The 13,505-nt window shown below is 56.8% G+C and carries 12 protein-coding genes and 1 pseudogene; 3 read left to right on the top strand and 10 right to left on the bottom strand.

Features of this window, described 5'->3' with window-relative positions; all coding sequences use genetic code 11:
* Positions 1-69: 69 nt before the first annotated feature.
* Genes WCO56_04855 through WCO56_04845 form a run of 3 tightly spaced genes read right to left on the bottom strand, consistent with a single transcriptional unit; the run spans position 70 to position 1,867 of the window.
* Positions 70-477: a hypothetical protein gene (locus WCO56_04855; GenBank protein MEI7728874.1), complete on the bottom strand. Its 408-nt coding sequence runs from the start codon at positions 475-477 to the stop codon at positions 70-72.
* A 20-nt stretch (positions 478-497) separates the two neighbouring features.
* Positions 498-797: a hypothetical protein gene (locus WCO56_04850; protein ID MEI7728873.1), complete on the bottom strand. Its 300-nt coding sequence runs from the start codon at positions 795-797 to the stop codon at positions 498-500.
* Positions 785-1,867: a response regulator gene (locus tag WCO56_04845; GenBank protein MEI7728872.1), complete on the bottom strand. Its 1,083-nt coding sequence runs from the start codon at positions 1,865-1,867 to the stop codon at positions 785-787. Before WCO56_04845 ends, WCO56_04850 begins: the two co-directional genes overlap by 13 nt.
* Positions 1,868-2,151: 284 nt before the next feature.
* Here WCO56_04845 and WCO56_04840 point away from each other — a divergent pair, with 284 nt between their 5' ends.
* From WCO56_04840 to WCO56_04830, 3 genes are read left to right on the top strand one after another with little or no spacing between them, the layout of a single operon-like run.
* A complete protein-coding gene (locus WCO56_04840; GenBank protein ID MEI7728871.1) occupies positions 2,152-3,999 on the top strand; it encodes a roadblock/LC7 domain-containing protein in 1,848 nt (615 codons plus the stop codon).
* A 22-nt stretch (positions 4,000-4,021) separates the two neighbouring features.
* On the top strand, positions 4,022-4,645 hold the full coding sequence (locus tag WCO56_04835) for an ADP-ribosylation factor-like protein (GenBank protein MEI7728870.1): 624 nt from the start codon (positions 4,022-4,024) through the stop codon (positions 4,643-4,645).
* A gap of 2 nt (positions 4,646-4,647) precedes the next feature.
* Complete coding sequence (locus WCO56_04830) at positions 4,648-5,499, top strand: CDGSH iron-sulfur domain-containing protein (GenBank protein ID MEI7728869.1); 852 nt, start codon at positions 4,648-4,650, stop codon at positions 5,497-5,499.
* 81 nt (positions 5,500-5,580) lie between these two features.
* Here WCO56_04830 and WCO56_04825 read toward each other — a convergent pair whose 3' ends face one another.
* The 7 genes and pseudogenes from WCO56_04825 to WCO56_04795 all read right to left on the bottom strand — a co-directional run bounded on the left by WCO56_04825 (position 5,581) and on the right by WCO56_04795 (position 13,422).
* Positions 5,581-6,006 (bottom strand): secondary thiamine-phosphate synthase enzyme YjbQ, encoded by a 426-nt coding sequence (locus WCO56_04825; protein ID MEI7728868.1) that lies wholly within the window; start codon positions 6,004-6,006, stop codon positions 5,581-5,583.
* 488 nt (positions 6,007-6,494) lie between these two features.
* Positions 6,495-7,019 carry a hypothetical protein gene (locus tag WCO56_04820; protein MEI7728867.1) on the bottom strand — a complete coding sequence of 175 codons (525 nt, stop codon included), beginning with the start codon at positions 7,017-7,019 and terminating at the stop codon, positions 6,495-6,497.
* The gene (locus WCO56_04815; GenBank protein MEI7728866.1) at positions 7,016-8,203 is read right to left on the bottom strand and encodes a restriction endonuclease subunit S; all 1,188 of its coding nucleotides are present in this window, start codon (positions 8,201-8,203) and stop codon (positions 7,016-7,018) included. The genes WCO56_04820 and WCO56_04815 overlap by 4 nt, the downstream gene beginning before the upstream one ends.
* Positions 8,204-8,358: 155 nt before the next feature.
* Entirely contained in the window at positions 8,359-8,631 is a 273-nt protein-coding gene (locus tag WCO56_04810; GenBank protein ID MEI7728865.1) for a hypothetical protein, read from the bottom strand.
* Between the two features lie 11 nt (positions 8,632-8,642).
* Positions 8,643-10,222: pseudogene (locus WCO56_04805) on the bottom strand (class I SAM-dependent DNA methyltransferase).
* A 283-nt stretch (positions 10,223-10,505) separates the two neighbouring features.
* Complete coding sequence (locus tag WCO56_04800) at positions 10,506-10,916, bottom strand: GxxExxY protein (protein ID MEI7728864.1); 411 nt, start codon at positions 10,914-10,916, stop codon at positions 10,506-10,508.
* Positions 10,917-11,067: 151 nt separating this feature from the next.
* Positions 11,068-13,422, bottom strand: coding sequence for a DEAD/DEAH box helicase family protein (locus WCO56_04795; GenBank protein ID MEI7728863.1), 2,355 nt, complete (start codon positions 13,420-13,422; stop codon positions 11,068-11,070).
* Between the last annotated feature and the right edge of the window lie 83 nt (positions 13,423-13,505).

Here is a 13,505-nt window from a genome sequence, read left to right as displayed (position 1 = left end):
CAATGCTTTTATGGTGGTAAATTTACGCGGGAAAAATGCCCGCGCACACCTCTCGACTAACCTTGGTGGTCATTTCTTGCCGCCAAACAGCCCGGACCAGAACGATTTCCCCTCCAGTTGTTTCTGCTGCGCCTTAAGCTGGCCGACCGCCGCCTGCAGGGTGATGTAAATTTTATTCCATTTGTTCTCGTCATTGCGCAGGGCGTTTTCCGTCTTCTCGCTCAGGTTGCGGATCGAGGAGGCGTCCGAGAGCAGCGCATGGATTTCATTGCGATCCACCACCGGTTGTTCAAAGGCGGCCAGGATCATTTCCAACTGTTGCGCCACGGCGCTCTTCACCTCCATGAACTGTGCCTCATCCTCCGGGGAAAATTTCTTGGCGCGCGCCAATTCAATGAACGTCTTGAACTGTTTCCAGCTTTCCAGGTATGTCTCCAACTGGATAATTACATTTTCAATTTTCTGTTTGTCGCTCATAGGCGTGCGGATGGTTCGGGTTATCCTTGGGTGGAGGGACCGTGCGGGGCGAGGAAAATCATGGCGCCACCGCGCATTTCCTTGGCGGTGATTTTCAACGCGGAAAATTCAATGGCCAGTTCCAGGAGCGGCACGTTGGCCGCTTGCGCCTGTTTGAAGGCCTGCAGCACCACCCCGGCGATGTGGCGCGTCTGCTCCTCGGGAAAGTTATGCGGCAACGTCGAACTCACCACCCGCCCCTGTGGATCCACCGTAAAACTGCCGCTGGGCAGTTGTAATAGCTCCGGTTTGGCCTTGGAAAAAAAATTCAGGATACCCATTTGGAAATGACGGTTTTAACAGTTTCGCGCCGCTGCTCGGCATTCAGGTTGCGTTTGAGACCGACGCACAAATATCGGTCGCCCGCCCGCACCATGGACACATGCCGCTGCATCCCGCGGCCCGCCACCTCCCGCACCTGCCCAGCCACAAAACGCTCCCCAAGTTCATGAAACGTGTGGAACATCCAGCGGGTGAACTTGAGCATGGTCTCGGGGCTTTCCACCCCCCACTGCTCGAACGGCTTGCTTTCATCCAAGGGCACCGACAGCAGGAAATCCACCCCGCTGACCTTCGCGCTGGCTTGCAGCGGCGTGACGCGCTGGCTCGCTTCCTCATGAATTTCCGACGCTGGCGCGTTCCCATCGGCGATGGCCTGGGCCTCATCCATGTTCTGCGCCGAATCCAACAGTAAACCCTGATACGAATTAAACACGGTACGCGTGCGGGTGGGCTCCGGTGGCAGACTTTCAAAATTACCCGCCTTCCAGCAGAGGATTTTCTTGAAGGCATCCTCGCCCGTAAGATCGCCAATGGTAGCGTCAATGATTTCGCCATTAATAATCCAAATGCGCCCCTCGAGCACCCCGTTGGTGATTTTTAGTACCGCCGAACTTTGGGACATGCATTCAAGCTGAATGATGTCCACCAAGCTCTTGCTTTGTACCCCGCGAAAGCCACCCTGTTCCTCCTTGGCCATCAGCGCTTCAATGCTTTCCAGGAACAGCTTGGTCTCCTGCTCATTACCGGGTTTTTGCCAGAACAAATCCACCCCCAACGCATACGCGCGGGCACGGAACTGTTCATCCATGATGGAAGTGATGACCACGACGCGCAGCTTGGGATATTTCCGGCGCACAATGGACAGCACCTGCAAACCGTCCATGCGGGGCATGTTCAGGTCGGAAATCATCAGGTTGAACGGCTCGGAATCAAGCAATGCAATTGCCTTGGCACCCGAATCGCAGGTATGCACTTCCGGTTGACTGGGGAGTTGCTTCATCATCTCCTGGTACAGTTCCAGCAGATCCAACTCGTCATCCAGCAACAAAATCTTATATTTTTCTGCCATGCTTATCCACGTCGCCGTTTCCGTCCCAGGCCATTCTCATTCTGATCTCGCCCGGCTAAAGCCGGGAGGATCCCAACCGCTCAAAGTCGCGCCTCACCCAGTTCGGAATCCCGGCTTTAGCCGGTTTATGGCGCAACCGATGGTCAAAATGAAAACCGCCGTACCAACCCGGCACCCGTACCATTAAAGACCATTCCCCGCCTAAAAGCAAGTCCCATGAATTATGACGATTTTTATGGATTTATTTCCGGATTCATGCCAGACTCGTCCCTAAAGGTATCCTAATGTTCGGCATCTTTAAAAAATTATTCGGTGGCAAACCGGAGGAGAAGTCCCAGGCTCCGGTCCAGCCAGCCAATCCGGCACCCGCCGGCACAGCCACTCCCAAACCTCAGGTCCAGCAGCCTGCCAGACCTGCCAAACCACCCTCGGCCGCCCCGGCGCCAGCTCCGCACTCGGCTCCGATGGAGGAACCGTCGCCAGTTCCCCTGCTGGACCCTGCGGATGTTTTGGAACTGCCCCTCAAGCCCATCATCGCCAAGCTGCCCAAAGAGCTTCACGACAAACTGACGCGCGCCGTCGGGGCAAAAGATGTGGTCAAAATCTCCCGGCAAGCAACGCTGACGCAACTGTCCACCGGCGTGGTCAAGGTCACCTATGCCGAATTACGGTCAGGGGCTTCTGGGCTGTTGGCGGCGGGCGGCGATCTGGATCACACCCAGGTGGAAATTCCTCTGGGCGAGATTATTGCCATTGTCGGCGCTGCCGCGCTGCCAAAGCGCAGCGACCAAAAACGGGTCGCCCTTCCCAACGATATCGGTGGTTTGTTTGGCCCCAAAGGCAAACCCGGCGGCGCGGACAAGGCAACCGTCATCGGGGTTGCCTCGATGGAGGCGGCCCGCAGTAGATCCGAGTCGGCTCCAGTTCCAGCGCCAGCGCCTCTCAAACCGGCACCCGCCCCTGAACCCGAACCACCAAAACCGGTATCGCCCCCTGAACCTGAGCCCCCCCAAGTCAGCGTACCGCCCCCACCGCCAGCGCCAACCGCTCCGCTGTCAGTCTCTCCCGCGTTACGTGAAATGATGGCGGCATCCAGCGCGCCAGCGGCCAAACCAGCTTCCGCGCCGACCATGATTGGTGGGACGAAACCGGCGGCTCCCGCACCGAAACCGGCCGGATTGCCGTCCATGGCACCGGCCAAACCCGCCGCTCCGGTGACGCCTGCGCCCGCTGTTTCCACCCCCGCTCCGGCTCCGGCGGTTCCTGCCGGCCCCGTGGTGGCGGGCATGATCACCGTCCCGGTAAACGAGGTGAGTGCCAATTGGCCGGAAGCGATCAAACAAGAGATTGCCAAGCTCGGCCTCGATGGTGGTTTCATTTTCATTCCGACTGAAGAAGTGGGCCGTGGTCTTAAATTTGGCAAAGTGGCGTTCACTTGGCAGCAACTGTTGGGCTGGGTCAAGCCCGCTCCCTCGGGCGCCTCCGCGCAAGGTAGCGCCTCCGTGGATCTGCCATTAAAAGTGGTCGCGCCGCTATATTTAAGCCAGCACAAGCCGCAACAAGCCCAGAAAAAGCTGGCGATTGATAGCAAGATTCCCGACATGTTCGGTGGCAAGACGGCGGCCGCACCGCCCCCCCCCGCTCCAGCGCCGGTGCCGGTGGTTCCGCCGCCCCCCGTTGCGGCATCATCCACGCCGGTCGTCCCCATTCAAGTCCCCGCCGCCACTCCGGCGGCGGTCAAGCTGCCCACGACCTTGGGCGAATTGTTTGGGCAGCCCGGACGCACCAACTGGGAACTGAACGATATTGTGCAGCACACGGCGGCCTTGCCCGGGGTTGCGGGTACGCTGTTGGCCTTTGAGGATGGGATGCTGGTCGCAGCCCAATTGCCGCCGGATTTCAAGAGCGACACGGTGGCTGCCTTTATTCCGCAAATTTTCAATCGGATGAACCAGTATGCCCGAGACATCGGCATGGGCGACGTGACCGCCCTGACCCTTAAGGCGGGCAAATGCCAATGGCAGATTTGCCAGTCTGGCGCGGTCTTTTTTGCGGCGGTCAGCCGGCCGGGCGAATGCCTGCCCGCCGCCCATATCAATTTGGTGGCAGAAGAACTGCAAAAGCAAAAGTAAAATCCACAAACGACAAATACTTATGGCAATCATTAATGCGGCAACCAAAGAATTGCAGGTCAAGATCGTTTATTACGGGCCTGCCAAATGCGGTAAAACCACCAACCTCGAGCAGGTTCACGCCAACGTGCAGGTGGGTAATGCGGATGCCAAGGGCAAAATGGTATCGCTGGCCACCAGCTCGGATCGCACCCTGTTCTTCGACTTTATGCCCCTGGAGGCCATGGCCATCAAGGGCTTCAAGACCAAGTTCCAACTCTACACCGTACCCGGCCAGGTCATCTACAACACCACCCGCCAACTCGTGCTGCGCGGGGTGGATGGCATTGTCTTTGTGGCCGATTCGCAATACGACAAGATGCAGGAAAACGTCGAGAGTTTTCAAAACCTGGCGGATAACCTCAAGGGGCTGAAAATGAACATTGACGACATCCCCTACGTGCTTCAGTACAACAAACGCGATCTGCCCAATCTCGCGCCCGTCGAATACATGGAGTTCTTGCTTAATAATCGTGATGTCCAGGTCCCCTCGTTTACCGCCACCGCCCCCAAATGCGAAGGCGTGTTTGAAACCCTCAATATGATTACGCGCATGTTGTTGCACAAGTTCATCAACGAGGGCGGTCGCCGGATTTCCACCACCTGATTATGGATTTTCCTCAACTGATCGAGGATGACTTTCAGCGGATTGATGCCGCCCTGAAAGAACTGATGGCCAAAACCGAGGCCAATCATGTTCTTTTGGTGGAGAAGGCCGGGCACTTGATTCAGCAATGCGGCGGACAGGATCAGTATCCGCCGGATGTGCTGGCCACCTTGGCCTCGAACTCCTTCAACGCCGTGCAGTTCATGGCCGGCTTGTTGAATGAAGACAAATTCCCCGGCATGTACCAGCAGGGCGAGCGATTCAGCACCCTCATGCTCAACGTGGACGAGCACTGTATCCTGATGGTTATTTTTGGCGCTCATCTCAGTGTGGGCGCCGTTCGTTTCTACGCCAGCAAAACCACCAAGGTGCTGGCGGATCAAATCGCGATTGCCGAGAAACGCGGAACCAATATCTGTTTTGATCTCACGGACCTCAACGTGACTGACGTGCAGGGTTTGTTCGGTCGCAAACCTCAACCGGTGGAACCTACCTCGGAAGCCTCGGCACCGTCGTTCGAACCACCCGTTGTTCCCACGCCAACGCCCGAGCCGCCCGCTGTACCGGTGATGGAAGCCCTTGAACCCGCGCTAGCCTCCGAACCGGCGGAACCCGCCGCCCCAGTGGTGGCCAGCCGTGGTCCCTACGTGGACCAAATGATGCCAGGGGTTTACTATTGGTGCTCCTGCGGACGCTCCCAAAGCCAGCCCTATTGCGACGGCTCCCATCAAGGCACCGGCCTCGCGCCCAAAACCTTTGAAATTTTTAATCCCCGCCGCGTGACTTGGTGCGGCTGCAAGCATACCAAAAACCCGCCCTTCTGCGATGGAACGCATTCCACGCTCGATTCCTGAACTCACGTCGTCAGGGTGCCCGGCGCAAGCCGCAGTGAATCCGTATCATTCGTGAAATCCGTGGTCAGAACGGTTGTTGGTTCACGTTTCCCCGATTAAATGCACCACCACCTCGCGCCGATGCGAGGCCGTGCGATGTTCCCATAAGTAAAGCCCCTGCCACGTGCCGAGTACCAGTTTTCCCTGGGTAATCGGAATGCTGAGATTGACGCACGTCAGCGCGGTGCGCACATGAGCGGGCATATCATCGTCTCCCTCGCAGGTGTGGCGGAACAACGGATCGCCATCCGGGATCAACCGGCTAAAGAAGCGTTCCAGATCAAGCCGCACTTCCGGATCGGCATTTTCCTGGATCAACAACGAAACGCTGGTGTGCCGGACATGGAGGGTACACAGCCCGGTCTGGAAACCGCTCTGGCGCACCAGCGCGTTGACCTCATCGGTAATTTCATAGAACCCGCGCCCGCGCGCGGAAATGTTCAACGTATGAACGAATTGTCGCAACATGATGAGTATCTTAAGATAAAAAGGACAGGATGAACAGGATGGACAGGATGAAAAACGAATCCTATCAAACGAATTTAACAAGGGCCGAAGGCCTGTTCATGTGATAGCCTGGGGTGGAGCGCCGAGCGGAGCCCCTCGAAATATGGTTTCAAAACATTCATGCCGTTGTTTGAGGGCTGAAGGCCCGTTCATGTGATAGCCTGGGGTGAAGCGCCGAGCGAAGCCCCAGGAAACCACACCCAAATAAATCCCCTCCGCCCTGTAAGGGCGGCACATCGGCCTCACCCTCACGCATGATGTCGCGCTCGGATTTCAGAAGCGCACCAAGGGAATGAGCGGTGCTGGATGAATGATTCACTTTTTCTAAAAAATTCGGCCTTCCTCAGATGTCACTCCCTTAAACGCCTTATCCAAAATCGCCGGCTGCAACGCCTCCAATCCCACATCGGTTTCGGCTTGCAGGCACGACAGGCTTTGACAGGATGCCGTTATTCTTCCTCCGGCAATTGCAACAGCAATTCCGCGATCCGGCCTTCCAGCCGGTCATCCGTTACATCGGCCTTCGCCTGCAACGCATCGGCCTGGCGCGCCAGCGGCAGCGCTTCCGTCAAAAACTCCCGCGCCACTTCCGGCGCGCCTTCGTGGAAATGCACCCGCCCGATTTCAAACAGGCAATCCGCCTGCGTGTGAATCCAGCACCAGATTTCCCGAAACGTCTCCGGCGGCTTGGCCTTGGCTTCCGCCCGGCAGCAATCCAGCGCCCGCGCAAAATACCCGATGCGCTCCTTGCCTTCCTCCGTCCAGACCGCCAGCGTATGCCAGCAAAGCGAAACCTCAATATTTTGCGCCGCCGCCTTGAGTACGGCCTGACGATATTCCTCGGTCGCCACCTGCCGCATCACCGAATCCTCCTGGTCATTCCCCAGCCGCGTCGCCGTCAACTTCTTGATAAACGCCATCAGCGCCTCGCCAAGTTCGCGGCGGATGGGCATTTCAGATTCGGGATAACTCATAATTCTCCTTTAAATGCCCGGTCTAAAATAGCGGGCAGCAATGCATCCAATTCCACTTCGGTCTCGCCTTGCAACCGTTTCAAGGCATCCACCTCCGCCTGTAGTGCGTCCAGTTCGGCTACGATCCGGCGTTGTTGGGGAAGTGGCGGCAAAGCGATTGGCAACGCTTTCAATTTCGTCGCGTTGACGTTTGCCTGCCCTGTCATCTGTTTTCGTTCGCTGAACATATATGCACGGCCAGCAGGCGAATTGATGTATGACGCAACCAAGCGCGAGTCGGCTTTGTCGGAGTCAAGACGAAGGCGAATAAGGTAAGAAGCAAAAGCAAAATCACGGTCCAGATCAAACACTGCACATTTCCCAACCAACTCTGCGCTGTTCGTTCGATTCACCACGATGTCGCCACGTGTAAGGAGCAACTTCGCCCGCTCCTTCTCTGCTATGTGAAGATATTTCAAGCAGCGTGTGTCAAGCCGACCGTTCTGAATGTTTCCCATCCGAAGAACCGGCGTGGCCGAACTGTCGTCGTGAGTCTTTTCCGATGTGCCGTAGCAGTCATCAACGACGTAATCGCCAAGGCAACCGTATTTCCATCCAGACTCTTGGCCATCGTCAAATAATGCTTTGATTTGATTGGCAACAATCGCCTCCGCCTCCTGCACGGCCTGTTGTCGGAGGGATTGGGCTTCCTGAATTTGGGCGGCCAGTTCCTCAATCCGCGCCACCACCCGCCGCTGCTCCGCCAACGGCGGCAACGGGATTTCGTAGCCAAGAACATGGGTTGGGCGTATGGCCGCGTAATTGGTTGAGCCTTGTGCAGCAACTTGTTCGCAAAACGTAGGCGTGCGGATAAAGAAGTCTAAAAATCGTCGGTCAAGCTTGGACTCATCTACGACAAACAGAAAATAATGACTGCTGACAATTGAGCCATCAAGGAACATGGGCACGATGCCAAAACCACCAACCTTTGCATCAATTTCGGCGACGAGAAATTCGCCTGCCTGGCAAACTTGTTGAGTTTTTGTCTTAATGAGTGCGCCGGGCACCTCATCGCGGAGGACAATGCCTTGAACATGAAGCTGAACACGCGGGCGCCGATAATTTTTAAGGTCATCAATGGTGATGAATTCCTTGCGGTGCCTCAACACCTCACCCAACCTCACCTTTGGCCACGTTTTGCTCATGCTAATAAATTCGGTGTAAATCCCATCCACATCCGGCGGTTTTCATCCTGTCCATCCTGTTCATCCTGTCTTTTTCCATCGTGTTCATTTTTATGCGAATTGGACTTGAATTTTCTGGTTTGCATGAGTAGGTTTCGATCAGATTTGGAATGGGACTACCCGTTCGGCGTAGGGTCACTGGGACTTCCCGGTGGCCTTTCGTTTTTTACGGGAAAACATTTCAACCCATATCCTTCCACACTGGCATCCGGTCCCTGCCACAATTTGGAACGCAGAATCTCAAAGGCTTGATTCGGTTGGCCAGGGCGGAGCACCGACAGCGCCACCGGCCGCGCCACCATATCGGCAAGTTGTAGCCCCTCCGAGTTGGTGCGTTTATCTGCGATCACCAGTCGAAACGGCACTTGAGTTTGAATGTGGGTGCTCATTCGTCAGGAGGTTAGCCATGCTTCTGCATGCTGAGAAGTTTATTGATCTTCCCCATGATCTCCGCAATCCGCTGTTCCTTCTTCAAGATATCCGCCGCCAACTGTTCCGGCGGCAGATGCGTAATGTCTTCCTTGGCGCTCGGGTTCTTGCGGTCCAGGTTGCACCCGTTGGCCAGCAGTTCCGCGGCAGGCACCTTCCAGGCCTGTCCGGTTTCCTTCCGGTCGGTCCACCAGGCGACGAGCGACGCGAATTCCTCAAACTGGATCGGTGCCGTCTTCGTGTAATTCTTCCGCCCCTCGGGCAGCGGCTGCTCATAATACCACACCTCCTGAGTCGGCCCGGACCGGTCAAAGAAAAAAACATTGGTCGGGATGCTGGTGTACGGCGCAAACACCCCGTTGGGCAGCCGCACAATCGTGTGCAGGTTGAACTCCTTGAGCAACTCCTCCTTGATCCGCGCGCATACCCCATCCCCGAACAACGTCCCATTCGGCACCACCACCGCCGCCCGCGCGAAATGTGGAAGCGGCGTCCCGCCGCTTGGTTTTCCGCTGTTCAGCGCCGAGACGGCGCTGCCACTTGGATTACGCCGCAGCTTCCGCATGATCAACTGCAAAACAACATGGCCGTTTCCGCCGTCTGTTTATCCTCCGGGAAATTCCCCTGGATGCCCTTCTCCTCCTCGCCGCCGAACGGCGGGTTCGTCAGGATCACATCCACGCGTTCCCGCTCGCCGATATCGGTCAACTTGAACCGGAGGGCGTTGCCGGGATCAATCTGCGGCGCATCCAGCCCGTGCAGCAACAGGTTCATCTGGCAGAGCAGATACGGCAACTGCTTCGGCTCGCACCCCAGCAGACTCTTCTCCTGCAACACCCGGCGATCCGCCACCGTCTTGACCTGTTTGGACAAGTGATTGTACGCCTCGACCAGGAACCCGCCCGTGCCTGACGCCGGGTCCAGCACCGTCTCGCCCAGGCGCGGATCAGTCACCGTGACCATGAGCCGCACCACCGCGCGCGGCGTGTAGAACTCGCCCGAATCCCCGGCGGCATCCCGCATCTCCCGCAGCATGGATTCATACAGGGAACCCAGCGTATGCAGCTCATCGCTGGAGGTGAAATGGATGCCGGCGACCTTGTTGATGACATCGCGCAACAGATACCCGCTTTTCATCCGGTTATCCACGCCCTTGAACACCGTGGCCACCACCTCCCGGCGGTCATCCCCGTTGGCGCTGGTGAGCGTGCGCAGATACCGGAACAGGCCCGGCCCCTTCTTGCCATCGGGCCGCGTGGCCTCCTCGTTATTGATAAAAGCCAGCAACTCATCCCCGGTGATGCCGTCGGATTTGGCGGCCCAATCCCGCCAACGGTACGGCGGCTCGATGGCGGCGCGGAACTTCTTCCCGGCCAGCTTGGCTTCCTCCTCCCGTTGCTGCTCCAGATCATCCAGGAACTTGAGGAACATGATCCAGGTCAGCATCGGCAGACGGTCAAGGTCGCCGTTGAGCCCCTTGTCCTTGCGCATGATATCACGCGCGGACTTGAGCAACGACCCGAGCGACTGTGCTGTGGTTGGTGACGACATAAATTTGTTAAAGACAGGATTAACAGGATGAACAGGATAAAACAACCCGGATATTTATTTTGAGGACAGGATTAACAGGATTAACAGGATGAAAAAACAGAATTCTCTTATCTGCTAAATTTAACTATCCTGTAAATCCTGTTCATCCTGTCATAATCATGCCTCGCATGCGGGGTGCGACAGGATTAACAAGATGAACAAGATGAAATTCCGAATACTATCAACCGAATTTAGCCATCCTGTAAATCCTGTTCATCCTGTCATAATAAAATCCATATCAGGGTCACAATTTGGAATCCATCAAACCCTGTCCTGGCTTTTTGGGACGATAGGTTCGTGATTTCCGTTTGAACTCCAATCGTTCCGCGCCAAAATTTAACAGCAACCCAATTTCGGTGCCGGTTGCCGTCAAATAATTCACCAATTGGACTTCGTTGCCGGGCACCAACGTTTGGTTGGCTTTGAGTTCCAGCATCACCCGATCCTCAACCAGCATGTCGGCTGAAAAATCACCGACCGGAACGCCGTCGTAATAAACGGTAATGGGTTTTTCGCATTCGACTTTCAAGCCAGCCTTGCGCAATTCATGAGCCAAAGCCTTGTGGTACACCGATTCCAGAAAGCCTGGTCCCAGCGTGGAGTGTACTTTCATGGCACACCCGATGATTTTTTCAGTTAATTCCTGGTCTTCCATTTTGGTATCCTGTAAATCCTGTTCATCCTGTCGTCATCATGCCTCATGCGAAGTGTGAGACAGGATTAACAAGATGAACAGGATGAAAATCCAAACTCCCTTATCTGCTGAGTTTTGGTATCCTGTAAATCCTGTTCATCCTGTCTTCGTTTCAAGCCGAATAGATCAGTTCCTGCAACTGGTTTACCGCATTCCTCAGCTTCTCCGTCCCGCCAAATTTCCCGATAATCTCATTCACATTACCGTGATCGGAGATGGGCCGGACTTTCAACACATCCGGCAGGGTGAACTGCAATTCCCCATCCGTCGCATACTTCTCCAGCAGATCATTCAAAATTTCCCGCGCCTCCGGACCGAAGAACTTGAAGAACGCCGTTTCCTGCTTTTTCACCCGGTCCGCCCGTTGCCGCCGCGTCAGCAGTGGCGCGTTGTACGCCAGGTGACACAGCAGATCAAACGGGTCTGCCTCCGGCTTGCCTGCCTGGGTTGCCACTGTCTGAAAGTCTATGCCCCGATCCGCCAGTTGGGCGATGATCTCCGCCCGGCGCTCCGTATCTGTCCAGCAGGCGCGCAGTTCCTCTGGGTTCGCCGCCAGCGTGCGCACGTTCTCCGCGGTGTAATCCGTCAGCTTGACTACCCGCAGTTGCTTGCCATGGGCGTCCAGTTCATAGACTAGGTCCGCCGCAATCTCCACCCGCCCACCGTCAACGTAATACTTCCTGGAAGGCTGTAGTGAAGGGGTTTCGTTGATTTCGCCGGTGGCGTCTTCAGGTTCCTCCGGCGTGAGTACCTCGGTCGCTTTCACTTTGCCCTGTTTGTCAATCTCCTCCTGCGTGGCAAAGGCCGGATCCCCATCAAACTTGGGATCGGCAAAATTGCGCGTGGCCGAGCCGGTGTAATCCAGGATGTTGAACCAGAGCTTGCCGTACTCATCCCGCACCCGGGTGCCGCGCCCGATGATCTGCTTGAACTCCACCATGGAATTCACCAGCCGCAGCAGCACCACGTTCCGGCAGGTCGGCGCGTCCAGTCCCGTCGTCAGCAGTTGCGAGGTGGTGAGGATGATGGGGGATTGCGGGTCCGTCTCCACATCCTGGAACTTTTGCATGTGCCCGCGCCCGACGTCCCCTTCATCGGAAGTCACGCGGCATACGTAGTTCGGATAATTCCGCACCAGGTCCGCATTCAGGTTGTTGAGCGCCGTCTTCATTTCCAACGCGTGTTCCTGGTCCACGCAAAACACGATGGTCTTGGCGAAGCGGTCGGTCTTTTTCAGAAAATCCGTCAGGTGCCGGGCCACCGCCTCCGTGCGGGCGCGCAGCGCCACGCGACGCTCAAAATCGGCGGTCTGGTACACCTCATCCGGGATTTCCCGGCCATACCGGTCCAGTTCGGCCTTGCTGGGCCGCCATCCGACGGCATCCCATTGCGTGACCACCCGGTGCACCCGGTACGGCGCGAGGAACCCGTCATCAATCCCCTGCTTCAGGCTGTAGGTATAGACCGGGTTGCCAAAATACAGGTAGGTATCCTTGTTCTCCTCGCGCTGCGGCGTGGCGGTCATGCCCAGCTTGTACGCGGGCTCAAAGTAATCGAGGATTTCCCGCCAGTTCGAGTCATCCCGCGCGCTGCCGCGATGGCATTCATCCACGATGATGAGGTCGAAGAAATCCCTGGGAAACTCTTTATACAGGCCGGGTCGGCGCTCGTCCTTGGCAATGGATTGGTACGTCGCAAAATACAACTCCCGGCTGAGCACCGTCACCCCGCCCTCAATCTTGTGCCGGGCATCGCCGAACGCCGCAAACGTTTTATCCTTGGGATCATCCACCAGGAAATTCCGATCCGCCAGGTACAGGATGCGCGGTTTGCGCGTCGGGTCGTGCTTGCGATTCCAGCGCGAGGCCCATAACCGCCAGCAGATGTAGAAGGCGACCATCGTTTTCCCGGTGCCCGTGGCCATCGTAATCAGCACGCGGGTCTGCCCGTTGAGGATGGCCCGGATGATGCGGTTCACGGCGATCTCCTGGTAATAGCGGAGTAGCTTGCCGGACGACGCCGGGCCGGGCGCCAGGTACTGTTCCTGTTGCGCGGCGGAGTTCAGCCCCAGGTGCCCATGCAGCCGCTGCCAGAGTGCCTCCGGCGTGGGGAATTGATCCGCGACCGTTTCCTTGCCGGTGATGAAATCAAATTCCACGATGCCATGCCCATTGGTGCTGTAGGCAAATTTCAGGTCCAGGATTTGCGCGTATTCCTTGGCCTGCTGGAGCCCTTCGCCGGGCGTCTTGTGCGCGGGCTTGGCTTCCACCACGGCCAGCGTCACGTTTGTGCGGTAGCGCAATAAGTAATCCGCGCGCTTTTGCGCCCGCCGCCATACCTTCGGGCCGGACACCACAATGCGCCCATCCGTAAACGAGCGTTGCTCGACAATCTGATCGTCGTTCCACCCCGCCGCATAGAGCTTGGGCAGCACAAACTTTCGGCAGGTATCAGCTTCGCTGGGCATGCTCAGGTGCGGTTGAAAATCCCTTGCTGGCGCACAATCATCACGCCCCGCCGAGAACCGGCGGCATCATGGTAACGCCTTGA

The organism is Verrucomicrobiota bacterium (genome assembly GCA_037139415.1).
GTDB lineage: Bacteria > Verrucomicrobiota > Verrucomicrobiia > Limisphaerales > Fontisphaeraceae > JBAXGN01.
Note: the sequence above shows the minus strand (reverse complement) of the source record. Positions and strands in the feature narration are given on the sequence as shown.

What these genes read in the sequence shown, in the direction of transcription:
- WCO56_04835 (MEI7728870.1), top strand. Translation starts at nt 4,022, where the DNA reads ATGGCAATCATTAATGCGGCAACCAAAGAATTGCAGGTCAAGATCGTT.
- WCO56_04850 (MEI7728873.1), bottom strand. Translation starts at nt 797, where the DNA reads ATGGGTATCCTGAATTTTTTTTCCAAGGCCAAACCGGAGCTATTACAA.
- WCO56_04820 (MEI7728867.1), bottom strand. Translation starts at nt 7,019, where the DNA reads ATGAGTTATCCCGAATCTGAAATGCCCATCCGCCGCGAACTTGGCGAG.
- WCO56_04830 (MEI7728869.1), top strand. Translation starts at nt 4,648, where the DNA reads ATGGATTTTCCTCAACTGATCGAGGATGACTTTCAGCGGATTGATGCC.
- WCO56_04825 (MEI7728868.1), bottom strand. Translation starts at nt 6,006, where the DNA reads ATGTTGCGACAATTCGTTCATACGTTGAACATTTCCGCGCGCGGGCGC.
- WCO56_04810 (MEI7728865.1), bottom strand. Translation starts at nt 8,631, where the DNA reads ATGAGCACCCACATTCAAACTCAAGTGCCGTTTCGACTGGTGATCGCA.
- WCO56_04815 (MEI7728866.1), bottom strand. Translation starts at nt 8,203, where the DNA reads ATGAGCAAAACGTGGCCAAAGGTGAGGTTGGGTGAGGTGTTGAGGCAC.
- WCO56_04845 (MEI7728872.1), bottom strand. Translation starts at nt 1,867, where the DNA reads ATGGCAGAAAAATATAAGATTTTGTTGCTGGATGACGAGTTGGATCTG.
- WCO56_04840 (MEI7728871.1), top strand. Translation starts at nt 2,152, where the DNA reads ATGTTCGGCATCTTTAAAAAATTATTCGGTGGCAAACCGGAGGAGAAG.
- WCO56_04855 (MEI7728874.1), bottom strand. Translation starts at nt 477, where the DNA reads ATGAGCGACAAACAGAAAATTGAAAATGTAATTATCCAGTTGGAGACA.
- WCO56_04800 (MEI7728864.1), bottom strand. Translation starts at nt 10,916, where the DNA reads ATGGAAGACCAGGAATTAACTGAAAAAATCATCGGGTGTGCCATGAAA.
- WCO56_04795 (MEI7728863.1), bottom strand. Translation starts at nt 13,422, where the DNA reads ATGCCCAGCGAAGCTGATACCTGCCGAAAGTTTGTGCTGCCCAAGCTC.